General features: G+C 45.1%; 16 protein-coding genes. 6 read left to right on the top strand and 10 right to left on the bottom strand.

Annotation, left to right across the window (positions count from 1 at the left end):
* Position 1 precedes the first annotated feature (1 nt).
* The gene (locus PODO_RS04255; RefSeq protein ID WP_038568843.1) at positions 2-2,032 is read right to left on the bottom strand and encodes a beta-galactosidase; all 2,031 of its coding nucleotides are present in this window, start codon (positions 2,030-2,032) and stop codon (positions 2-4) included.
* Positions 2,033-2,151: 119 nt separating this feature from the next.
* Here PODO_RS04255 and PODO_RS04250 point away from each other — a divergent pair, with 119 nt between their 5' ends.
* On the top strand, positions 2,152-2,985 hold the full coding sequence (locus PODO_RS04250) for an AraC family transcriptional regulator (RefSeq protein ID WP_244886422.1): 834 nt from the start codon (positions 2,152-2,154) through the stop codon (positions 2,983-2,985).
* 913 nt (positions 2,986-3,898) lie between these two features.
* Here the strand turns inward: PODO_RS04250 and PODO_RS04245 are convergent.
* From PODO_RS04245 to PODO_RS04230, 4 genes are all read right to left on the bottom strand, one after another.
* Entirely contained in the window at positions 3,899-5,890 is a 1,992-nt protein-coding gene (locus PODO_RS04245; protein WP_038568841.1) for a beta-galactosidase, read from the bottom strand.
* 138 nt (positions 5,891-6,028) lie between these two features.
* Complete coding sequence (locus PODO_RS04240) at positions 6,029-7,330, bottom strand: ABC transporter substrate-binding protein (protein ID WP_094902687.1); 1,302 nt, start codon at positions 7,328-7,330, stop codon at positions 6,029-6,031.
* Positions 7,331-7,391: 61 nt separating this feature from the next.
* Entirely contained in the window at positions 7,392-8,225 is an 834-nt protein-coding gene (locus PODO_RS04235) for a carbohydrate ABC transporter permease (RefSeq protein ID WP_036680774.1), read from the bottom strand.
* Complete coding sequence (locus tag PODO_RS04230; protein WP_036680772.1) at positions 8,225-9,106, bottom strand: carbohydrate ABC transporter permease; 882 nt, start codon at positions 9,104-9,106, stop codon at positions 8,225-8,227. Before PODO_RS04230 ends, PODO_RS04235 begins: the two co-directional genes overlap by 1 nt.
* 136 nt (positions 9,107-9,242) lie before the next feature.
* On the opposite strand from PODO_RS04230, the gene PODO_RS04225 reads away from it, so the two are divergent.
* Together PODO_RS04225 and PODO_RS04220 are read left to right on the top strand one after the other, a co-directional pair.
* Entirely contained in the window at positions 9,243-11,063 is a 1,821-nt protein-coding gene (locus PODO_RS04225) for a cache domain-containing sensor histidine kinase (protein WP_038568837.1), read from the top strand.
* The gene (locus PODO_RS04220) at positions 11,060-12,721 is read left to right on the top strand and encodes a response regulator transcription factor (protein WP_038568835.1); all 1,662 of its coding nucleotides are present in this window, start codon (positions 11,060-11,062) and stop codon (positions 12,719-12,721) included. The genes PODO_RS04225 and PODO_RS04220 overlap by 4 nt, the downstream gene beginning before the upstream one ends.
* On the opposite strand, the gene PODO_RS04215 is transcribed toward PODO_RS04220, so the two are convergent.
* The gene (locus tag PODO_RS04215; protein ID WP_038568833.1) at positions 12,722-13,891 is read right to left on the bottom strand and encodes an SGNH/GDSL hydrolase family protein; all 1,170 of its coding nucleotides are present in this window, start codon (positions 13,889-13,891) and stop codon (positions 12,722-12,724) included. It lies immediately after the preceding gene.
* Positions 13,892-14,015: 124 nt separating this feature from the next.
* The gene (yicI, locus tag PODO_RS04210; protein ID WP_038568831.1) at positions 14,016-16,337 is read right to left on the bottom strand and encodes an alpha-xylosidase; all 2,322 of its coding nucleotides are present in this window, start codon (positions 16,335-16,337) and stop codon (positions 14,016-14,018) included.
* A gap of 127 nt (positions 16,338-16,464) precedes the next feature.
* Between yicI and PODO_RS04205 the strand changes: the two genes are divergently transcribed.
* The 3 genes from PODO_RS04205 (at position 16,465) to PODO_RS04195 (ending at position 19,365) form a co-directional block, all read left to right on the top strand.
* Entirely contained in the window at positions 16,465-17,355 is an 891-nt protein-coding gene (locus PODO_RS04205) for an AraC family transcriptional regulator (protein WP_036680763.1), read from the top strand.
* 73 nt (positions 17,356-17,428) lie between these two features.
* On the top strand, positions 17,429-18,316 hold the full coding sequence (locus PODO_RS04200) for a helix-turn-helix transcriptional regulator (RefSeq protein WP_038568830.1): 888 nt from the start codon (positions 17,429-17,431) through the stop codon (positions 18,314-18,316).
* A 233-nt stretch (positions 18,317-18,549) separates the two neighbouring features.
* Complete coding sequence (locus tag PODO_RS04195; protein WP_038568828.1) at positions 18,550-19,365, top strand: hypothetical protein; 816 nt, start codon at positions 18,550-18,552, stop codon at positions 19,363-19,365.
* A gap of 98 nt (positions 19,366-19,463) precedes the next feature.
* Here PODO_RS04195 and PODO_RS04190 read toward each other — a convergent pair whose 3' ends face one another.
* The 3 genes from PODO_RS04190 to PODO_RS04180 form a co-directional block, all read right to left on the bottom strand.
* The gene (locus PODO_RS04190) at positions 19,464-21,533 is read right to left on the bottom strand and encodes a class I SAM-dependent methyltransferase (protein ID WP_038568826.1); all 2,070 of its coding nucleotides are present in this window, start codon (positions 21,531-21,533) and stop codon (positions 19,464-19,466) included.
* A 129-nt stretch (positions 21,534-21,662) separates the two neighbouring features.
* On the bottom strand, positions 21,663-22,538 hold the full coding sequence (locus PODO_RS04185; RefSeq protein ID WP_036680750.1) for a radical SAM/SPASM domain-containing protein: 876 nt from the start codon (positions 22,536-22,538) through the stop codon (positions 21,663-21,665).
* 22 nt (positions 22,539-22,560) lie between these two features.
* Positions 22,561-23,547 carry a Gfo/Idh/MocA family protein gene (locus tag PODO_RS04180; RefSeq protein ID WP_038568824.1) on the bottom strand — a complete coding sequence of 329 codons (987 nt, stop codon included), beginning with the start codon at positions 23,545-23,547 and terminating at the stop codon, positions 22,561-22,563.
* Positions 23,548-23,797: the final 250 nt, after the last annotated feature.

Genomic DNA, 23,797 nt, shown 5'->3' with positions numbered 1-23,797 from the left:
ACTATTTTTTATACGACAAAATCAATACTCCGCGACCCGGCACAACAGCTGAACCGCTAATTACATTACCTGTTAGTAGATCAGTACGCTCAGCCGCCCCAATATCGGCGCTTAAATCACCAGCGGTGTGGTTCAGCAAGAACAGATAAGATACGCCATCCTTCACACGTTGAACAGATTCGATACCTTCCGGTGCAGTTACCAGCGGCTGAATGTTCTTTTCGGCACACAGATTCGCTAGGAAACCTTGCAGGAATCCAGCTTCTGGGCTAGTCGCCACATAATAAGCTTTACCTTCTCCAAATTTATTCACAGTCAGTGCAGGCATTCCTTTATAGAAATCAGAACCGTACTCTGCCAAAACTTCTGCCCCTTCGGCATGGATCAGATCGCAGAGCAGATCACATTTATAAGAACCACTCAAGCTACCCCACGTTTTATCCAGCACGAGCTCATTGCTCATACCTGGCAGTAATGCATCGATTTCCTCTGCCCAAATTCCAAGCACCTTACGCAATTCGCCTGGATAACCTCCAACCGTTACAAGGTCGTTCTCATTAACAATACCGCTGAAATAAGTCGTAATGAATGTGCCGCCCGCTTTTACAAAGGCTTCAACCTTCTCTGCAAAACCTGGCTTGACCATGTACATTACAGGTGCGATAACAATTTCATACTTGGACAGGTTCTCTTCGACCCCGATCATGTCGGCTTCGATATTTTGCTGATACAGCGCATCATAATATTTGTGAACTTCATTCACGTAATCCAAGGCAACCGACGGACCGCTTGATAGATCAAGTGCCCAACGATTTTCCCAATCGTAGATGATCCCTACTTTAGCCGCACTGCGCGCATCCAGTAGTTGATCTCCAAGCTGCTCCAGCTCTTTGCCCAGCTCAGCACATTCACGGAATACCCGTGTGTGTTCATGACCCACATGCTCAATTACCGCTCCATGATACTTTTCACAAGCCCCTATCGAACGACGCAGCTGGAAGAACAACACAGTATCTGCACCACGCGCTACAGCCTGGTAACTCCATAGGCGCATAACGCCTGGACGTTTCAAAGAGTTGTACGGTTGCCAGTTCTGCTGGCTCGGTGTTTGCTCCATCAGCATGAACGGTTGGCCATTTTTTAATCCACGCATAAGATCATGTGTCATTGCTGTAAAGCTGACCGGTGTGTCCAGTGAAGGATAGTTGTCCCAAGAAATTACATCCATATGCTTGGCCCACTCAAAATAATCCAGCTCCGGATAAAAGCCCATCAGGTTCGTTGTAACAGGTACGTTGGTGCTGTGTTCTTTGATCGCTTCATATTCGATTTTGTAACATTCGAGCAAGCTATAAGACATAAAACGGCGATAGTCCAACGAGATCCCTTGGAAGTTAGTACGGTTACCGTTCCATTCTTCACTCAGCTCATTTGGCACCACAATTTCTTCCCAATCATAAAACGTATGTCCCCAAAAGCGTGTATTCCAAGCCTTGTTCAAAGCATCCAGCGAACCATAACGCTCCTTCAACCAGACACGGAAGGCAGCAGCGGACTGTTCGGAATAATCATAGCCACCATATTCATTAGAAATATGCCAAGCTACCAGTGCCGGATGATCCTTGTAGCGTTCTGCCAGCTTACCAGCCAGCTTCGCTGCATACTTGCGGTAAACTGAACTGTTCGGATTGGAGTTATGACGTCCACCGAACTTACGTTTTCTGCCCTGGACATCGACACGTGTCACTTCAGGATATCGGTGAGCCATCCAAGCTGGATGCGCTCCTGTTCCTGTAGCTAGACATACATAAGTTCCATTTTTATATAGTCTATCCATTAATTCATCCAATGAGGAGAAATCATAAGTATCTTCGGAAGGTTGAATTAAAGCCCAGGAAAACACATTAATTGTGGCAACATCAATTCCCGCCAGCTTGAACATCCGTTCATCCTCAGCCCATACAGGCGCATCCCATTGCTCCGGATTGTAATCTCCACCGTACCAAATTTTAGGTAATTTATCGTTAATCACACTTCGCACACCCTTTATAGTATAATTATATATCTATTGTAAATGGTTAAGGTTGCCCTTTAAATATAAAATAATGTCTCATACATATAAGAATATAGAACTAACAGGAGAGGATAGCATTGTCCGAAATCATGCATCGCAGGATCGTATTCGTCCATGAAGGTGGACAGCACTTGCCAATCACTTTAGACAGTATGGGGCACAATCATGATCAGGAAAAAGTATCCCGCCCCGATGGCTATGACACGTATCATTGGCTTCAAACCTCAGAAGGTGAAGGGATTATCCATTTTGACAATAAAACCTTTTCCTTGCCTGAAGGCAGCGGCGTATTACTACTTCCCTATACACCCCATCGTTATGAGGCCTCCACTAAAAACTGGGGTACCTATTATCTAACGTTCGGTGGCGATTCGGCACAATCAATTTTGGAGACGCTTGGGATGAATAGTAATTCTTTTTACCGTTGGGAAAATGAAGCGCCTCTCCCCAATCTGCTGAAGGAAATGCTGGATCGTCATGATGCCTACCAGGATATGTTTGGTCTCGGCGCCTCCACAGATGCTTATCGTTTTTTGCTTACTTTGAGTAAATATGGCCAGCTTCATAACAATACGGCGATTTCCCGCAATGTAGATAAGCTGCAGCCACTGCTAAAATGGATGGACAGCCATTATGGCGATCCTGATCTCGGACTGAACGATCTAGCCGATGAACTAGGGGTATCTGGGCGCTATCTTAACAACCTATTCGTCCAAACTTTCGGCCTCTCGCCTTATGCCTATTTCGTACGTTTACGCATCCGCAAAAGCAAAGAAATGCTCGTAAGCCAACCCGATCTTACGGTAAAAGCTATCTCCCAGCTAGTCGGCTTCCGCGATGTCAGTCACTATGTAGCCACATTTCGCAAGCAATCCGGGACTACGCCGGAGCAATTTAGACGCCTGCATTAAAAATGTCCCGCCCACTGTGGAAAAATTGCTCGCTGGGAATATGCGGCTAGAACGTAGTAAGAGTATGGTATGCGCTACTATTGTGTAGAAATGGGCGGTGCGGTACGGTACGTTGGCTGGGTGCATTTGGCTGCGAGTGTGCGGCACCTCTGAGCTGGATCGTGTAGATCTGTACATGATAGGAGTCTATGTGGAAATCTGATCATGATGGAGTCCATGCGGAAATCTGATCATGTTGGAGCCCATGCGGAAATCTGATCATGTTGGAGTCCATGTGGAAATCTGATCATGATGGAGTCCATTGTGCAGCTCTCTTCAGTTCAGTATGAGTAAGTCAAACGAAATAATTGCACTTTGTACACTTAAAATAGCCTGCAAGGCAGAAATTATCCATATAAGTGTATTCTGTGCAACTATATTCTCGGAAAATGGCCTTGCAGCGGGATAAGCCGATTTTTAGCTGCACAAAGTGCAACTAAAACCAATTAAACACTCCAACACTTCAAATAAGTGTACGAAGTGCAACTATTTTCTGTTGTGCTTCTGTTAAAGTTTCTGCATGCCCTACTCCACTCATTTTTTACTACACACTTCCACTTACTTCACTATTCCTACTCCACACATTCCCCTACACCGCTCTTCCCTTACTCCACACATCCCTCACTTCATCTTTACCAACCTTCACTTCACTCTACTCCACACATCCCTCGCTCCATCTTCACCAACCTCACTTCACCCTACTCCACACATCCCTCACTCCATCTTCACCAACCTCACTTCACCCTACTCCACACATCCCTCACTCCATCTTCACCAACCTTCACTTCACCCTACTCTACACATCCCCCACTCCACTTTCCTCTCTTCTGCCACACTCTCAAACCCACTTCAATACCTCCTTACTCAAAACCACTCAAATCTCCAGCACCTCTACTCCATACGGCTCGAGCTGGAGCTCTCCCGATCGAATCTTATTATCCAGCAGGCTGCTGTATTCTCGTGGCAACGGAACGATCACCGACTCGCGGCTCAGGTTAAGCAGGAATAAGAAGCTTCCCTGATTTCCAGTCCGCACGGAGGCTTGTACTCCGTTTGGCAATCCTTCAAAGCGTAACAACCCTTTTTCCTTAGTCAGGTTCTCTAATAGAACTGACCAGTACTTCTCTTCCGCATGAGTTCCGAAGTAATAAACCTGACCTTTACCGAAGGAATTAACAGTTACAGCGGGTGTGCCGCGATAGAAATCATCACCATACCAAGCAATCGGCTGGGCCACTACCGGCCGGAGAATGTCGCACCACTGCGTACATTCGTATTGGTTACCCTCCGCGTCCATGATGGCATGTGTTTCAGCGCCAATCGGATCATACTCCAGCACTTCAACGCCGGTACAGTAGCTCAGCTGCCCGGGCAGCGGTTGCATGACTGCGATGTTGTTTATATTTTTGACACCACTACGGTTGGTGATCAGCAAGGTCCCGCCAGCGAGGGCAAAATCCTCCAGATTACGTACGATCTCCTCATCCAGCAAATATAAATTCGGAGCGATCACTACTTTATATCCATCAAGCGGTTGTCTGAGGTCGATAACATCGCAGCCGATGCCAAGCTTGGTTACCGCCCGGTGAATCTGCTTAATGTTCTCATAATAATCAAAGCCCTCTGCCTGCGGCTGAATATCCAGTGCGGCCTTCTCTTCATGGGAATGGAGGATAGCCACTTCGTTTTTCAGCATCGTTCCTTGGAGCTTGTCGCTCAGCCTATTAACCTCATGACATAGCTGCGTGAACTCCGCTAATCTGCGTCCCGGAACATTGCTGTGGTCAATCAGCCCGTGCCAGAATTGTTCTGCTCCTGAAGTTGCACTTCTCCAGCGAAAATGAACAACCGTATCCGCACCTCTAGCAATCGCCTGCCATGCATAGGCACGAATCAGTCCTGGATAAGGGGTTCGCCACATCGGCATCCAACAACCCGGCGATCCACTCAGCTGCTCCATAATCCAGAAGTTTTGACGTTTAATGCCACGGGTTACGTCCAATGAAAGCGCTCCGCTATAAGGCGTCGTATCTTGTTTGGTTGGCGAAGTATTCGGATAATAATCAAACGCAGCCACATCCAGATCTGCACCCACTGCGTACATATCGAGACGCTGCGGATAGCTGTGAAAGTTATGGGTTATGAAATGCTCTGGACAAATCATACGCAAAATATTGATCTGCGCCGTCTGAAACGCTACCACCGAATCCCACTGAAACCGCTGAAAATCCAGCAGAAAAGATGGATTCTGATGAGGTGATCCGCCCAGCGGCACGGTAAGCTCATTCCAATCGCTGTACTCCCCGCTCCAAACTACGGTTCCCCATTCTGCATTGACCTCATCCAGTGTTCCGTATTTAGCTTGTACCCATGCTCGAAAAGCAGTATTACAAGCGTCACAATGACAATCCAACATGCCAAATTCATTATCAGTCTGCCAGCCTATGACAGCCGGGTGTTCACTGTAACGCTCGGCAAGACGCAGAATAATACGGCTGCCATACTCACGCAGTGATGTGCTGTTATAGCAGCGGTGTCCACGTACCCCCGGGTGAAAGGTCTCTCCATTAGCAAACACCGGAAGCACATCTGGAAATTTCGTCGTTAACCATCTTGGCGGTGTAGCTGTTGGAGTACCCATCACAACCTGCAGATCATATTGATGAAAAAGGTTCAGCGCGCGGTCCAACCACTCGAACTGGTAATTCCCCTCAGTTGGCTCCAGTCGACTCCATGCGAACTCAGCAACCCGGACTACTTTAACACCTGTTTCTTTCATCAACTTGATATCTGGTTCCCACATGGATTCATCCCAATGCTCCGGGTAATAGTCCACACCCATCTGAACATGATCATATCGTTTCATTGGCGCTTCTCCCCATCCCTTGATATTCAGCCCTGGTTCCCAAAAAAAGCGCTCCCCGTCTCAAATTGATGAGGTATACGGAGAGCGCTTCTGTTAACCACTAATATCCATTAAATCTTCTCTATAAATGTGCTTTACTTATTTTTTAAGCTTGTCCCATGCAGCTTGCATACCAGTCATCCAGCCGTTAACGTCAACCTTGTCAGCGATGAACTGTTGGATCACGCTGGCAAATTCTTGCGTTACACCATCAGGGAATTTGGAGGATTGCAGGCCATAAACTTTGTTTTCTTTTACATAGTTCCATACGTCTGCTCCAAGCATACCGATGTCTTCAGGTGTTGCTTCGATTGTGGACAAAGCAGGGATGAATTTCCATTTTTTAACGATATACTCTTTACCCATATCGGAAGTTACCAACCAGTTCAAGAAAGTTTTTGCTTCTTCTTTAGAACCGGATTCTTTGTTGACTACTAGGTTCGCAGGGATACCTACAGTCATTTTGTCATTCTTCTCAGCATCTTCATTGATTGGCATAGGGAACATACCAATGTTCATATCAGGAGTGATGTTATCAACAAGAGTTTGTGCCCAGTTACCTTCTTGCATCATTGCAGTTTCACCTTTTGCGAACATTGCCAGGTGAGTGTTAGCATCTGTGGTCAAAGGATTCTTTTGTCCGTATTGTAAAGTCAGTTTGAGATACTTGCTCCACTCTTCAAACGTTTTATTGCCTACAATTGTACCAGTTCCTTCATTCAAACCTTTGATGAATTCATCTACATTATCTTGTTGTGCAAAGGCTACGCTGATCCCTTGGTTACCTAGCAGCCACCATTCCTGATATGCATTACCAAAAGGAGTTACGTCGATAGCTTGCAGCTTTTTAGCTGCTTCTTCAAGCTGTGACAATGTTTTTGGAGTTTCAGTGATTCCCGCTTTAGCGAACAAGTCCTTGTTATACACAATACCGATACCCTCAAGGTTCATTGCCATACCGTATACTTTGCCATCTTTAGTCATAGGCTCTGCAGCCATAGGAATCAGATCTTTTACCCAAGGTTGGTCGGACAGATCTTCCATCTTGTCTCCCCAAAGTTCCATTTCTGCATATCCACCATTGGAGAAAATATCAGGCGCATCGCCGGAAGCGAATTTAGTTTTCAATGCTGCTGCGTAGTCCGCACCACCACCAACTGTTTGGATATCCAGCTTGATGTTAGGGTATTCTTTTTCGAATTCAACCTTAAGCTCATTGAGGCCTTCTACGATTTCAGTTTTGAATTGGAAGATCTTAACGGTCTTCACTTCACCTGAATTTGTGCCAGCGCTTCCATTTTGTGAGTTACTAGAAGCGTTATTATTACCACCACATGCCGTTAGAGCTAAACTCATTGCCATTACTGCTGATAGAGCAACTGCGGAGTGTTTCTTCTTCATTATATATTCCCCCTTAAAATAGTGGACTGCTTAAAAAATATTTGGAACGGAGGGCTCGGTGTTAACCTTTCACCGAGCCAGCCGCTATTCCCTCAACAATGTAACGTTGCATAAACAGGTAGAAAATGATAATTGGTGCGACCCCGATTACGAGAGCCGGAAGTGCCATATCCCATTGTTTGGTGTATTGACCAAAGAAGGAGAAAGTCGCCAGTGGAATGGTCCGAAGCTCTGGTGCCTGAAGAATCAAGGATGGCAACAGATAGTCATTCCATATTCCAAGTGCGTTTAGCACGATTGTTGTCATCACCATTGGCTTCAGCAAAGGAAGCACAATACGGAAGAACACGGTAATAGGATTACATCCATCTACTGTAGCCGCCTCTTCAATTTCAAGAGGAACGGACTTGATAAAGCCGTGGAACAGGAAGATCGCCATCGGAACACTGATCCCTAGATTCGTGATAATCAAACCAAGGAAAGAGTTGTTTACTCCAATAACATTTACGACCTTCAGAATTGGAATCATGATCGTTTGAAACGGAACTACCATTGCCGCTACAAATATAAGCAGCAAGAACTGATTGAATTTCGTATTCGCCCGAACCATACGATAGGATGCCATCGCACTGAACAGAGAGATTAGAATAACACTGATCACTGTGATAATAACCGAGTTTCGGAAAGCTTCACCGAAACGGGCTAATTTCCAAGCGGTTGAATAGTTCGACCACATAAATACTTTTGGCCAGCTTGCCGCATCACTCAGAATTTCACCGAAGGATTTCACCGAGTTTGCGAGCAAGAAATAGAATGGAGAGAGAAAGAGCAGGGCCAGGAGGATCATTATCACTTCCGTGCCAATATTCCATCTCTTTTTTTCTGTAGGTTTCATTACGCTTCAACCTCCTTGCTCTTCGTGATACGGACCTGAATCAGAGTAATGATGGCTACAATTACAAAGAACAGCAGCGCTTTTGCAGTACCCAGCCCGTAACGATTGTTCAGGAAGGCTTCATTGTAAATATTCATAGCAACGGATTCTGTCGATTTGAACGGTCCGCCCTTCGTCAAGGACAAGTTAAGGTCAAACATTTTGAATGACCAGGAAATGGCCAAGAATAATCCGATAGTTACAGCAGGCATAATTAGTGGAACTACGATATTGCGTAGCACCTGCCAACGGGAAGCCCCATCAATATCAGCCGCTTCTAGTACTTCTTTGGATACGTTACTCAACGAAGCAATGTAGATAACCATTAGATAACCGGAAGACTGCCAAACAAAGACCATTACAATCGCCCAAAATCCTGTTGTGGCATCACCGAGCCAAGGAAGATTAAAGAAGGACCATCCCGTCAGGTCGCCCATAGTGGCGAACCCTTTGATGAAGATAAATTGCCAGATGAAACCAAGCAACAACCCCCCGATAACGTTCGGCATAAAGAAAATGGTCCGAAGCATGTTACGTGTCTTTAAAGGTTTAGTTAACAGATAAGCCAAGAAGAAGCCTACCACGTTAGTCAAAATCACACCTAACACCGTAAATCTTACCGTAAACCAAAAGGAAGACCAGAAGTCAGGGTCATTTGAGAAAATAGTGGAAAAGTTTTGAAATCCGACCCAACTTACATTACCGGATACACCGTTCCAATCTGTGAAAGAGTAATACATCCCCATCAAAAATGGGATAATCGTTATTAAGGTAAAAAACAAAACTGCCGGACCAACGAAAAAAAGCTGTTGACCTAACTGGGACAACTTAGTGCCGCGCATTTATTGCCCCCCCCTTTCTTTTGCTCACTTACTTGTTTATGCTTTATACACATATTATCTGTTTTTTTCAGGGTACCTCACACCTACTAAAGTGATCTTTCAGGTGTAAAATATTGATCGGATGTGACAAATTTCGATGAAATGGAACACGATTCGCACAAAATTGATCGTTTTTATCCTACTGCCAACGTTAATTTGTATTATGGCCACCATGTTTATTAGCTATCACTATAGCACTCAATCCCTAAGAACAAGGGCAGTAGACGAGAATACGAACCTCCTCTTTCAAGGCAATAGAAACATCGAAAGTCTGATTCAGGAGATCAATCGTCTCTCCCTTATCGTTTATTCAGATTCAGATTTCTACAGACTGCTCGAAGCGGGATATGAGGATATGGCAGCAAATACACGAATTTATTCTTCTCTAAATTACATTTCTTCATCCATGCCAGATATATCCCAGGTGTATCTGTACGGTGCCAAGGATAGAAAAGCCACTTTGCTCACCCAGAATACACCCAAACGTTGGCAGGGTATTCCTCCCTATGCCGACTCAGATATCACTAGCAGTTCTCCTGTGGTTATACAAAGTACACATATAAGTCACAGCTACGGCCTAACTTCACCTATCCCGCAACTCATACCGGAGCCTGTGTTCACATTGCATAGACGAATTGAAAGGATTCCAACTACCACTCCAATCGGCTTCCTGTCGATCGATGTTAAGCTAACGGCTCTTACCGACATCGTCAGTCAGTTATATGATCAGAAACAGGAAAACATTTGGCTGCTGGATGGCGATGGCAAGATTGTATACGGAAGCAACAGTGAGGAATACGGCAAGCGTCTACATGCCTCCTGGTACAACAAGCAAATCGCTACCAATCAAAGCTCCCAAGGGTATTTTGAAGAGGAAGATGCTGTGTTTATTTACCAGAGAATCGAAACCCAAGGTTTAAATTGGACCCTCGTGAAGCAGATTCCTACGTCCTATCTCTTCCGGGAAGCCAACGAGGCGGCAGCGATCAATATAATCCTCCTTGTTCTACTATTAATTACAATTGCCACCTTAACGACTCTGATCTCTTTTCGAATCACAGCCCCGATCAAGCAGTTGACTCGTTACATGAATCAGGTGCAGACCGGTAATCTTGATGTTGATATTCAACCTATGGGCAAAGATGAGATTGGCGTGGTTACCGAGCGATTCCGCAGTATGATGGACACGATCAACAACCTGATCCTAAGGGAGTACAAGCTGGAATTGTCCAATAAGACCAATGAGCTGCGGGCTCTGCAGGCACAAATCAACCCGCATTTTCTGAATAACACATTGCAGATCATTGGCACGCTGGCCTTAGAACTTAAAGTGCCCCAAATTTACTCACTTCTTTCAGCTCTAGCCAAAATGATGCGCTACAGCATGTACAATGAGGAGAAGATCGTAACTGTTAAGGATGAGCTGGATCATGTCAAAGCCTACATTGAACTGCAAAAGGAACGTTTTGAAAATAAGTTCAGTTTCCGCTACGATATGGAGGAATCACTTTTAGAGACGTTTATGCCGAAAATGATTTTACAGCCTATTGTTGAAAATTATTTCAAACACGGCTTTAATCTTTCCCGCAGTGACGGATTCATTGAAATCACCGCAGCAAAAGTGGATGACAACCGGATGGAAATTTGTATCCAAAATAACGGAAATGCGATTCCTTCAGCGAAGTTAGATCTTTTAAAGCAGAAGCTACAGCATCCTACTAGAACAGATATAGATTTATTAAGAAACACAGAGCAAACCAAGGAGACTTCAGGATCAGGTATTGGTCTGCCGAACGTTCTGGCTCGACTCAAGTTTGTGTGCGGAGATAGCGCCACTTTAACTGTTGATAACCTTAGAGCAGGCGGAGTAGTAGTGAAATTGGAAATTGAAATTATAGCGGAGCGTGAAAAGATATGAAGGCGTTGATTGTTGATGACGAGGCAAGAGTTAGAAAGGCAGTCAGACTGCTTGTCGACTGGGAAGCCCATCAAATCGATGAAATTCTGGAAGCCGGAAATGGAAATGAAGCCATCGAGATCATCCGGCAGGCTAAACCAGCATTAGTCATTATGGATATGATGATGGAATCAGGTAACGGGATAGAGTTAATGACCTGGGTGAACGAATTCGCCGGCAACACTAAGTTTATTGTAGTCAGCGGACATAATGATTTTGAGTTCGTACGTCAGACTGTGCGGCATGGGGGGATTGATTATATCCTGAAGCCCATCGAAGCCGAGGCAATCAATGTAGCGGTAGCTAAGGCAGTTGCAGCCTGGCGCTCAGAAGAAGATGACCGAAGCGAGCGGCAGAAACAGAGTATTCAGCTTAATGAGTTCAAGCCCATTTATGGGGAAAAGCTATTATCCGCACTAATTGATGATCCGATCAATTCTGATTTATCTTTGCGGAGGTTATGCAGTGATAGGATCATTCCGGAAAACATCCATTCCGCTCGCTTAATATTGGTGCAGACAGATGCGGGTAACAATCCTTTGATTAAACGTTTTGGCGGAGACACCGAGCTAATGAACTACGCCATCGTCAATATTTGTAATGAATTTTTGCACAGTCCGCATAAGGGTGTTGCTTTTCGTTATTGGGGAGGTCCTCCGGAGATTGCGATTATTCTGTGGGATATTCAAACCTCTGTGGTCGAGCTAATAGGCAGAATCAATCATGGCATCTACTCTACCTTGCAGGTCCGAATGCATTTTGGAATCAGCAGCATCGGCAGCTTACCTAAGCAGTTACCTTATCAGCGTGCAGAGGTGGCAGAGGCATTACAACGCCGAAACTTATTAATTCATGAGGATTACTGCCATTTCTCCTCCTCCTCCGAAGAGTTCAGAGATCGTAAAGAGATCGCCAAAGCAGAGGTTCGCGGTAATATATCAGCAACGAACTTTGCTGACGTCAAGGAAGATTGGAAAATGGCAGTCATCAGCGGAAGTCCAGAAATATTATCAACAGCTGCGCAGCACTGGGTAGATGAGCTTAGCCGAGGCGGGATTGTTACACCAGAAATCCTAAACTCATGGAAAAATGATGCTCTATTATTTCGTTCCCAGCTGGTTCGGGAAATGTTAGGCCCTGAAGCTGAAGGTGCACTGGCCGAGCTTGAACAGGCCGACCAGCTTCACCCAGCTCCTTATACGAACGGTTACTCGTTCTCCTTATTCGCTTGGCGTGACTGGTCGTATACCCTAATGCAGGAGCTGGCCGAAGTAATCGCCCTGAAACAAGCTAAAGAACGTAATCCGATGCATGATATCGTCAAATATATCGAGCTTAATTATGCTTCCGACCTGTCCTTACAGGAAGTGGCCGGAAAGTTTTTTGTTAGCCGTGAATATATTTCCCGCCGATTCAAACAGGAATACGGTATTAACTTTTCCGACTTTATTGTTAATATCCGAATAGATAAAGCTAAGCTGCTATTGCAGAATCCTCGTCTGAAGCTGACCCAAATCTCCGAAATGGTCGGTTTTCATGATGTTAAATATTTCAGCAAAGTGTTTAAGAAGCAGGTCGGATCTTCACCTAAGGACTACCGGGACACATTTAAGAGTTGATCAATACCAGTTTAAAAAGGCGTCCGCAACCGTCTTACCGGCTATGCCGTTCGGATGCGGGTCGTCTTGTCCACTCATATATTCCGGTCTGATCCGGTGATCGTCTGGTGCAGGCAACGATAATAGGCTTGCTATATCAAACACACGGTCTACTCCAGCGGGTGGGTTAGTCAGGATTTCATGATTCACTCTACGCCAAGTTTCTTCTCTTGCCTCCTGAAAATTAAACGGCGGCACCGTACTTAGAATAATACTAGCATCAGCATTTGCTGTTTTGATCTTAGCAATAATAGTTGTCAGATCACCAAGTAACTCATCTGCAGAGCGGCAGCCAATATCAATATCATTTACGCCGAGGACAATCATCAGTTCATCACTCTGTTTAGCTTTGTGAAGCCAAGGGCCATCCGCAGCCACATCATACGCTCTAGCCCAGCCTGAGCCGAGATTCCATACGCCAATCTCTGCACCAAGACCATCCGCAATTCTCGCTGCCCAATATTCGTATCCGTCCTTTAATGTCCGCACACCTTGAGTAATCGAATCTCCCAAAAATACTAGCTTCTTATTCACAGCTTTCTTATACCCGATATAGCTTGGCAGTACCAGAAGCTTGTCGGATTCTGTAAATCCATCGGCTGATTCCTGTGCAGCCAGATTTCCGGGCGCATCATAAGCGGTTGCCAGCATGCCTTCTACATTGAAAGGAATGGATTTGCCCGCAGCGGTTGTCTTAATCGTCCATGTAAAAGCTAAGTAATGGCCATCGGGTAGATTAATGCTTGTCTCATCACTCCAGAAGCATTCACCGGCCGCTACTGGTTTGGAGACATTGCCTTCAAAGGTGACAGCATGTTGTGTATGCTCAAGAATACCTCCGTTTGGCTCAGTGCCTCCATCCGCGATAAAAGCCGATTCGATCACCCAACTGCCCCCAGGTTCACTGCCTGAAGCTTCAAGCCCTTGGTCCCAGGTGGAATCCACCGCATTGCTATGCCAAAATTTTAGCTGCAACGGGCCGTTTTCCCGTAAACGAATATAAGTCCGGAAGGTATGTGTAAAAGGTTCTTGCCTATTCATTATAAAATTAGCGGCGGTTGAAAGAACCGTAGCAGAGGTATAGTCCGTCTGATTCAAAACTCCACTTCCCTTAATTAAATTAGTATTCATAACGTTTCCCCCGTTATTAGTTAAGATTGTAACACTAAAACCTCTCCTATAAACCAGGGAACGGATCATTCACCCAGTCTACAAGAGAGGTTATGGCTATATCAATATGCTTTAAGAAATCATCTTATTTCAGTGTAATGGTAAACGATGCGGATTTTGCACCTGCGTTTACTTTCACTGTAGTCTCATCTACTTGCTCTGCACCTTCTACGGAAGCGATAGCTCCCAGATCTTTAAGGGAAAGCGAGAATTCTTTACCGCTGCCTTCTGCAGTAACTGTTACGCTGTTGCCTTTGCGGGCAGCCTTCACAGTCAATTCAGGAGCACCTTTAAGATCACGTACGGTTGCAGAAGTAGTAGTACCTTCTTCAAGTGAATACAGGCCAAATTTCACGCCATCCGCAAAGTCATAATCCGGTTTGTTGTCGATGCTGCCGATTGCCAGCAAGGAGTTCTGACGAACGAACAGTGGCAAGCTGAAGAAATCATATTTCTCTTTGCGCCATGATCCGCCTTGTACAGTTTCACCAGATAGCAGGTGTGTCCAGCGACCCGCTGGCAGATAGTATTTCACTTCGCCGTTTTCTTGGAAAATAGGCGCTACGAGCAAGGAATCACCCAGCATGTATTGGCGATCGAGCACTTCGCATGTTGGATCTTCCGGGAATTCCATAACCATCGCCCGCATAGAAGCCCAGCCATGCTCTGCAGCCTGGCCAGCCACATCATACAGGTAAGGCATCAAGCTGCATTTAAGCTTCGTGAAGAAGCGGGTAACATCACAAGCTTCATCATCGTACGCCCAAGGTACACGATACGAAGTGCTGCCGTGCAGACGGCTGTGGCTGGACAACAGTCCAAAAGCTAACCAGCGTTTGAATACATGTGCCGGAGCAGTGTTCTCGAAACCACCGATATCGTGACTCCAGAAACCGAAACCGGACAAACCTAGGGACAAACCGCCACGAAGGCTTTCTGCCATGGATTCATAATCTGCGTAGCAATCTCCGCCCCAGTGAACTGGGAACTGTTGGCCGCCAGCAGTTGCAGAACGTGCGAACAATGCTGCCTCATTCTTGCCAAGCTTCTCTTCCAATACTTCAAATACAACTTTGTTGTACAGTTGCGTGTAGTAGTTGTGCATTTTCATCGGATCAGATCCGTCGAAATAAACTACATCTGTAGGAATCCGCTCACCGAAGTCTGTCTTAAAGCTGTCTACGCCCATATCTACCAAATCACGCAGGTAGCCGGCATACCATTCACAAGCCGCAGGGTTAGTGAAATCCACCAGTCCCATACCCGCTTGCCACAGGTCACATTGATAAACGTCACCGTTAGGCTTTTTGATCAAGTATCCGTTTTTCTTGCCTTCTTCAAACAAGCGTGAACGTTGGCCAATATAAGAGTTGATCCATACGCAGATCTTCAGGCCTTTTTCCTTCAGGCGTTTCAGCATGCCCTCTGGATCTGGGAATACACGTTTATCCCATTCAAAATCAGTCCATTGATACTCACGCATCCAGAAGCAGTCAAAGTGGAATACATGCAGCGGCAGATCACGTTCTGCCATACCTTCTACGAAGGAATTTACAGTTTCTTCATCATAGTTGGTAGTAAACGAAGTTGTCAGCCACAATCCAAAAGTCCATGCTGGTGGAAGCGCTGGTTTACCTGTAAGAGCAGTATAGTTGCTAATAACGTCTTTAATGGTAGGTCCATCGATTACGAAGTATTCCAAGCTTTCTCCAGCTACGCTAAATTGGGCCTTTTTCACTTTTTCTGAAGCGATTTCATAGGAAACCAATTCCGGATGATTAACGAATACGCCATAACCTTTGCTTGATACATAGAAAGGAATGTTTTTGTAAGCTTGCTCGGAGCTAGTACCGCCGTCTTTGTTCCAGATATCTACGGTTTGTCCATTTTTCACGAAAGCTGTAAAACGTTCGCCCAGACCATATACGAATTCGCCTACGCCGAGATCCAGCTCATCACGCATGTACGTGTTGCCGTCTTGGTCGGTGATGTAAGCCATGGATTTAAAGCCACTGCCTGTAATACGTTCTTCGCCGCGATAGAAGTCAACCGCCCATTGTTCGCCTTTGCGAATCACTACACGAAGTCCGCCGCTGATCAGCACGGTTTCGAGATCCGTTTCTTCAATCTTCACATGATCGCCAGTTCCTTTAGTCAGTTCGAAAACCGGACCACGTTCCTGTACACCATCATGATGAATAATTTTAATGCCTACCACGCCTGGAAGCGGGGAATGGAATTTTACAGTAAGCAGGGTTGAATTCAGCGTTGCTGCGCGCCCTGTGATTGGAGTCGTTTGTGTAATTGCTGTTAATCCTTCGGGAGTCTTTTCTACAACATAATTTTGAACTGCGCCGTTAATCGTGATACCTTCACGAACCAGCCAGAGACCATCAGTAAATTTCATTGTGTACTTGCCACCTTTCAATTTGGTGTTTATAGTTGCATTATACCGATAAAAAATGAACAAAACTAATACTATATAGCTCATTTATAACACTATTTTGATGTTTTTTAAGAAAAGAGGCGTTTATATGGACCGTACAACTCAGAGTTTGCTAAAAGAAAACAGAGTTCATGGAGATAGTATGTTTCCACTCGCAGCTTATTGGATCGAGCTTCCATCCGGAACGCATGTACTTGATACACATTGGCATGAAGAAGCGGAGTTCTTTATGCTGCTAGAAGGAGAAATTCTGTTCCAAGTAGACACAGAATATTTTCCTCTCCGAGCTGGAGAAGCGGTATTTATCGAATCTGGCGATATACACGCCGCCTATGTGCTGAACGAAGACACCCCCTGCAAATTCTGTGCGCTTGTATTTCTGCCTGATCTTTTGGCTAGCGCCCAGTACGATACGATCCAGCAAAACGCGATTTTGCCACTGCAAGAGAAACGCCAAAGCTTTCCGAGACATATTACACCCGCTATCCCTTGGCAGCAGGAACTGCTTCATCATCTGAAGCAAATGATGGAGGCATACGCTAATAAAATGCCCGGATTTGAGACCTTTATGAAAGGAACTTTGCTAATCATGCTTTCCAAGATTACCGCAGAGGGCCGATTTGAGAACCGCAGCCAATCGGATGATGCAGATACTACCAAGATTAACCGCCTTAAAAAGGTGATCCTTTATATCCAAGATAACTATCAGGAACCGATCCGTACCCGTGATCTATCAGAGCTTATTCCCATGAGCGAGGGGCAATTCTGCCGCTTCTTCAAAATGATGACTCGTAAAACGCCAGTCGATTACATCAACTCTTACCGGATTCGCCAGGCTGCCGATCTGCTGCAGCAAAGTGAAAGAAAAATATCCGACATCGCATTCGAGGTCGGATTTGATAATGTAAGCTATTTTATAAAGGTTTTCCGCAAAGCGATGAAATGCTCGCCTTCGGAGTTTAGGAAAGGTGCGGGCTAGTCTCATCTACTTCATGCAAAAACGATGGATTCCAACCTGATTTTTAGGAATTACAACCTTTTGGAGGCTCGCGATGAACTCACCGATTCTTAGCTTTATCACACCGCCTATTCCTTATTTCATAGACTGTGGCCGTGCTCACTACAATGCTGGAGACTATCATATCAGTCGTAATTGCATCGGCGTATTTGATCTAATCATTGTTAAAAAGGGTACGTTGCCTATCGCCGAGAACGAGGTGCACTGGGAGCTAAAGGAAGGAGAATTCCTCATCCTTCGACCAGATGCCCATCACTATGGCTTTGCCCCCTGTCCTATCGAAACAGAAATCATCTGGATTCATTTTCAGACTTTCGGCAGCTGGATCGAGTGTCAGGATATGAACGAATGTCTGGAAAATCAGAGCGAGCTCATCGAGAGCCATAAACAAAAAGCTTATTTAAATCACTGCGATATATGCTCGATTTTTATTCCGAAGTATATGAAAATTTCAGAGAAGGCAATGGAGGTATTAGAGTTCTTTTTCCATCTGGAACAAGAACCCCAATCGATGCGCAACTGGAAGCGCCAAGCCTCCTTTCAACAGTTTCTGCAATTCTTGGACCGCGATCTCGCCGAGGCATCAGATGCAACCGCCATTCATCTCGCCGAGAAGATTGAATTGTTCATTCGGCAAAATTATACTCGTGATGTAACTAACTCCTTACTTCAAAAAGAACTTAACTATCATCCCAACTATCTCGCCAAAAACATGCTGAAAATATATGGTGTGACCCCTATGGCCTATCTCCTGTCCTATCGTCTAGAACAATCCAAGCGGCTGTTAATTCAGACTTCCTGGTCCATCGCCCGCATTGCTGAAGAGGTTGGCTTCCATCATATTACTTACTACTCTTCCTGCTTCTCCAAAAAAGAAGGCATCTCTCCCTCTCACTTCCGACAAAAATTCACTGGAAAATAGACATGAAAAAGCCTGGAATCGAAAACAGCTTCCTCTTCCGGGCTTTGTTCAGATAGGCTAATCAAATCTTTAGACACGCTGCAAACGAATAACATTCCAGGATAATTAGGACAAAGAAGCCGTTAAGTATCCATCAACCAGCGCTGCGGCTAACAGCTCTCCTTATTAAGTATTACTGCTGATTTGCCGATATATTATAGATAGATCTTATCGTCGTAGGAGGATAAAGAACCATGCACATAACGAATATGACCTCATCTATGGGAACGAGGTTTAATGTCTCTGTTAGTCACCAAACTAACGATAAAACCATGAAATCAAACAGCAATACTAGTGGTAATGGCAATGGAGACAAATTATCAATAAGTAAATCTGCAAAGGCCGCTTTTCAAAATCAATCCAAAATGGACGGAATGGTTAACTCCCTGCTTAAACAAAAACAAAGTATCATCGACAGTAAGAACAGTCTGATTGAAAGAACTACCAAAAGTTCGCATAATCTCGAATCTATTCAAGATCAACTTAAGGAGTTCGACAAGCAGCTCCAAACGATTGACCAACAAATTGCAAAATACAGCTTCGAAGAGCAACAAAAGAACTTAGAAAATGCTCAAAAAGAAAATCAATCGGATGAACCTAAAACCGAGCAAGAGATACAAAACGAAAGATTAAATACGCTTGTTTCTGTAAGCCAAGATGTTAGCCAAATGGAGGTAGTTTCTTCTACCCACACTAAGATGCGTGGCGAGGCTAAAGTTCTGACCAAGGAAATAGAGCTGGATGAGGCTCGTTCTACTCATTCTGCAACAGCCAAACGGGAGCAGTTATCCAAAATAGAAAATAAACTATCGGAAATGAACGAAACGTTAGGCGATGCCATGAAAGACACGGGAGATAAAATTAAAGATCAGATCGATAAAGCAGGTTCAACAGAAATTAAACCTTCTGAAGAGAACACCAATGAGCGGACGGAACAATTAGCTACCTATCAAGAAATTCAACGTTTAGCTGAAGAATCTGACAAGTCGCAGCTAGAAATACTAATTTAACAAGGGCAAGATTCTCTATATAAAAAAGCAATCGGATCTCCTCTGCATCAGAGGGTCTGCCGATTGCTTTTTTAGATGCAGCTGATGTTATTTTTCGGCTATTCCTTCCGAATCACAATAAAGCAGGTGCTGTCCGGCAGCGCCACTTCCTGTCCGCTCTCATCCATGAACCTTACTCTATCACGCAAAGCTTCGGTATAACCTTCTTGCAGGTAATGCCGGAAGATCTCAAGCTTCGCCTGCTTTCCTAAAATCTGTTCAATAAATGAGGCAAACTCCGTAGGGGTGAAATAACCAAATTGTTCTTGGACTTCATGAATATAAGCCTCTTCCCCCCAGGTATACGTATATAAAAATTCCATGGCATCATTAACGGGCATGAGCACTTCTTGTTCCCCTAATCTTTGAAACTGAATCTGACGTCCAGCAAAATCCTTCGCATAACGCTCCAGCCACATCAGACCGTCCTCTTCCAAAAAGTGAACTCTCCGCAGCAATGATGCAGGTTCGGTCATGATCCCATCGCGGATAATGATAACCCCGCCAGCTGACAATACCGCAAAGGCACTTCGCAGAGCTGCGGAGACGGTGTCGTGATTGAACTTATTACCATTTAGCGGCACATAAGAATATAGCTCATGCAAAATCGAAGAGAAGATTACCGTGTCCACCGTTCCAGCCTCCACGAAATCTTTAAGGTTCAACGCATCTCCCTGCAGCACCTCCCACTGGCGACCTTCCCGCTGCTTGCGTTGCCGCAAGGCTTCCACTACATTGCTTGAGATATCAATGCCGATAGGAGTAACCTCAGGCATACGCTCTTCCAGTAAATCCAGCAACACACCGCCGCCCGGACCGATATCCAGCACTTTTTGTCCAGTGACATGATCCAGAATTACGGCTTTATAATCTGCTGTATTATTCATTTGGCTTAAGTAGGTATCTTCATTATGAAAACGGTCGAAAGCGTCCCTGCGCAGCTCGAATAGGTCGAATAACAGCAATACAGCACGTTCATACAAGGGTGATTTTTCTGCTTCCATACAGAATTCGATCAGCTTCTCAGCCGCTGCCGAGAATTGGAATTGAAAAAATACCGTGTCTGGCAGATGTTCCTTAGAATATTGCCGCAAGAGTAGGTGAGGGTTCTCAGCAGGCAAAGTCCCTTGCTCGATATCCTTCCATGTAAGCTCCGCTAAATATTTTTCGATAATCCGCTTCTTATAAATGTTGGTCTTCTTAACACCCTTGTAATCGTAGTAAATGCTGTTCATGACATGTTCGAAGCTGATATGGCTTAAGGATTCATTCTGCGCCTTCTGGGCAGCAAGCACCATCACCTTCAGAAATTGCTCCAGCGAAAAGGTCTGTAGTGCAGATTCTACATACCAGAAGGTGATCTTACTTAATGACTCCAACCGTTCAGCATGGAAGCCTTCCTGCGTCAGCTTAGCCCATTCCGTAGTGAAATCCTCTCCTCTAGAGATCGGTCCCAGCCGCATTCTGCGCAGTCGTTCCTTCATCGGCATAGGACTAGCAAGATTGCCTGAAGAAATCAGCTCAATAAGCTGCTTCACTTCATGCTGCACATTCTGCCATAACTCGGGAGACACAGCTCCGATGATGCAATGATTGAGCACGGTCAGCAGGCGTTCCAGTTCCTCCGCGGTCAGCAGCTGATCTTCCACTATATCATGGAGTGGCTTATTGACTTCCGGCGGCACTTCTCCGCGAATTTGCTGTCCTATGAGTCCATGAGTTTCAATTAGCCGCTGAATCATCGCACCTTTCTCGGAGACAGCCCTCCCTAAATATCTCTCATATAACTGTGCGGAACCTAAATTATGTACAAAACAATTAATCCCTTCCTCCTGCCAAACCAGCCGCTCCTTTGCTGTACCTCCCTTAGCCGTTTCTGACCAAATTAACGTTTCTTCCACCAGCTCTTTTATCCAAATAGAACGGGGGAGTTGGTCCAGAATCTGCAAGCTACGTTCCACATAATCCAGTACGGGATTCCTGCGATCCAGCTCCTCCAGAGATTCCACACGTTCCAAATTTACTATCTGCTCCTCCGCTTGGACAATAAGCTTCAGCCAAAGGTTATCCTCCAAATGATCTTGCACACCTTCACGGTATAAGGCGATGGCTTCCAGTGATTTCAGCATATGCTCCTCCTTCGCTCCAAAGTGGAGACTATAAAGACCTATTATTATATATATACAATCCCGTTAATTAAAAAACAGAACCAGGATTCATGAAATAGCCATGTCCCGGTTCTGTTTGCATTCCAGTCATTAGGTTCCGAACCGCTGCCGATACCCACATTTGCGGCATAGCTCCTCCACCGCTTCTCTACGTGAGAAGCCATAGAATAAATTGTTCGCCCGCTCCCCCTCCACAATCTCTGAGAACGGAGTCTCATGGATGTTGCCTAGGTTAATTACTCCTTCACCATCCAGACAGCATGGCACAACAGTGCCATCCACAAGAATCGCCGCTTGGCTCCGCAGGGCATGACAGAACCCTTTTCCGTCATCTTCCGGCTCATTTAGCGCTGGCCAACGGAACTCATGATCCTGATTAAGGTAGACGCGCGGGGCAATCTTGACACCACTGCCAGGCACAACCTTTTCTTCGATCTTGAAATCCAAGTTGAAGGCTTCCTCCAGCAGGGCGAGGGTTTCACGGTTACGGTTTCTTTCCAGATTCGTCAGATTATCCTCCGTCAAATTCCACAAGCGGAAAGAAATAATGACCCCTTGCGCAGAGGCTTCCCGTACAAAAGAAATTATCTCTGAAAGATAGCCTTCACGGTTCTCTGACCCTTCATGCCCATCAAAGCTGTGCAGAGAAAAGTTCATCTGACGCAGTGCGGGCTTACCAAGAATTTTAGGTCCGGCTTTATGAATTAACGTGCCATTAGTTGTAATATTAACCTTGAACCCTTTGGCATGAGCAGCATCCAGCAGTTCACCTATCTTGGGATGCAGCAACGGCTCCCCTTTTACGTGAAGATAAATATGATTGCTGTGTGGTTTAATTTCATCCAATATCGTATTAAACGTATCCAGCTTCATGAAATTTTTCGTCCGGGCGGTTTGTGGACAAAAGCTGCAGGCGAGGTTGCAGACGCTTGTTATCTCAATATAAACCTTTTTAAAAGTCTTCAAGTCCTGCTCCCCATTCTATTTATTATAAATCTGAGGCATAGCGGAGACCGATCTGTGCTCTGGCTTCCTCCATAATCTCTGCTGCGGCCATGGAGTTCTCATGAGTATTAATTCTGCTCTCCCGTTCACCATTCTTAATCAAGTTGATGAATTCCTCAACCTCATAATACATAGGTTCAAACACTTGAGGCAACGTAAGCTCCTCAACTGTACCATCACGATAGTAAATTTTCACCTGATAAGGCTCATTGATCTTGTCGATCACCATCGTACCGTTCTCTCCATGAATCTCAGCTGGCAGATAGGAGTCGGAAATTTTGGAGTGCATAACTACCGCATCCATATCGTCATATTTCATAATGAGGCTTCCTTCACCATCCACACCTGAGGAGAGCATGACACCCACTGCCTGTACTGATTGTGGCTTGCCAAAGAGCACTACCATTGGATACAAACAGTACACACCAAGATCCATTAACGAGCCATTGGAAAAAGCGGGATTAAACGCATTTAGCACAGTCCCCTGCCGGTAGGCATCATATCTAGAGGAGTACTTACAATAACTTGCAAAATAACGGCGAACTTGGCCGAGTTTATACAAATTATCCCGAATCACTCCAAAGTTCGGCATAAAGGTCGATTTCATCGCCTCTACCAGCAGCACATCATTTGTGCGCGCAGCTTCAATCATAGCTTTAAGCTCTGTACTGTTGGATGCAGCCGGTTTCTCGCAGAGCACATGCTTGCCGTGATTTAAGCACATAATCGCTTGCTCTGCATGCATAGAATTTGGGCTGGCAATATATATAGCATCTACATCTTTGCTTTTCACCATATCTTCCAGATTCGTATAAATTGTAGCTCCCGCATATTTAGCAGCAAAGGCCTGACCTTTCTCCATTGTGCGAGAGTACACGGCTGTCAGGATAAACTCCTCATTCTCCAAGCCGGCTTGCACGAAGCGGTCTGTAATAAAGTTTGTTCCAATGACCCCGAAACGAATTGTCATGATGTTATCCCGTCCTTTTTAGTTATTACTAACTCTACATGCTATTTTCTCACTCATAGGTAGTCATGTCTACTTTTTAAGGCAAATTAACGACAATTTCTGATAAATTCAGCAATTCCCTTGTTACTGGCGGAGCATCTTTCATCGTACAATGCAAAAAAAAGGCGTATCCCAGCCACCCTTTCATGGCTTTTGAGATACCCTTTTTTTGGAGTTACAACTATTGCCTGAACTTACGGACCCAGATGAA

It is taken from the genome of Paenibacillus odorifer, from assembly GCF_000758725.1.
GTDB classification, from domain to species: domain Bacteria; phylum Bacillota; class Bacilli; order Paenibacillales; family Paenibacillaceae; genus Paenibacillus_AQ; species Paenibacillus_AQ odorifer.
This window is presented reverse-complemented; position numbering and strand designations above follow the sequence as displayed.

What these genes read in the sequence shown, in the direction of transcription:
- PODO_RS04245 (WP_038568841.1), bottom strand. Translation starts at nt 5,890, where the DNA reads ATGAAACGATATGATCATGTTCAGATGGGTGTGGACTATTACCCGGAG.
- PODO_RS04240 (WP_094902687.1), bottom strand. Translation starts at nt 7,330, where the DNA reads ATGAAGAAGAAACACTCCGCAGTTGCTCTATCAGCAGTAATGGCAATG.
- PODO_RS04235 (WP_036680774.1), bottom strand. Translation starts at nt 8,225, where the DNA reads ATGAAACCTACAGAAAAAAAGAGATGGAATATTGGCACGGAAGTGATA.
- PODO_RS04230 (WP_036680772.1), bottom strand. Translation starts at nt 9,106, where the DNA reads ATGCGCGGCACTAAGTTGTCCCAGTTAGGTCAACAGCTTTTTTTCGTT.
- PODO_RS04225 (WP_038568837.1), top strand. Translation starts at nt 9,243, where the DNA reads ATGAAATGGAACACGATTCGCACAAAATTGATCGTTTTTATCCTACTG.
- PODO_RS04220 (WP_038568835.1), top strand. Translation starts at nt 11,060, where the DNA reads ATGAAGGCGTTGATTGTTGATGACGAGGCAAGAGTTAGAAAGGCAGTC.
- PODO_RS04215 (WP_038568833.1), bottom strand. Translation starts at nt 13,891, where the DNA reads ATGAATACTAATTTAATTAAGGGAAGTGGAGTTTTGAATCAGACGGAC.
- yicI (WP_038568831.1), bottom strand. Translation starts at nt 16,337, where the DNA reads ATGAAATTTACTGATGGTCTCTGGCTGGTTCGTGAAGGTATCACGATT.
- PODO_RS04205 (WP_036680763.1), top strand. Translation starts at nt 16,465, where the DNA reads ATGGACCGTACAACTCAGAGTTTGCTAAAAGAAAACAGAGTTCATGGA.
- PODO_RS04200 (WP_038568830.1), top strand. Translation starts at nt 17,429, where the DNA reads ATGAACTCACCGATTCTTAGCTTTATCACACCGCCTATTCCTTATTTC.
- PODO_RS04195 (WP_038568828.1), top strand. Translation starts at nt 18,550, where the DNA reads ATGCACATAACGAATATGACCTCATCTATGGGAACGAGGTTTAATGTC.
- PODO_RS04190 (WP_038568826.1), bottom strand. Translation starts at nt 21,533, where the DNA reads ATGCTGAAATCACTGGAAGCCATCGCCTTATACCGTGAAGGTGTGCAA.
- PODO_RS04180 (WP_038568824.1), bottom strand. Translation starts at nt 23,547, where the DNA reads ATGACAATTCGTTTCGGGGTCATTGGAACAAACTTTATTACAGACCGC.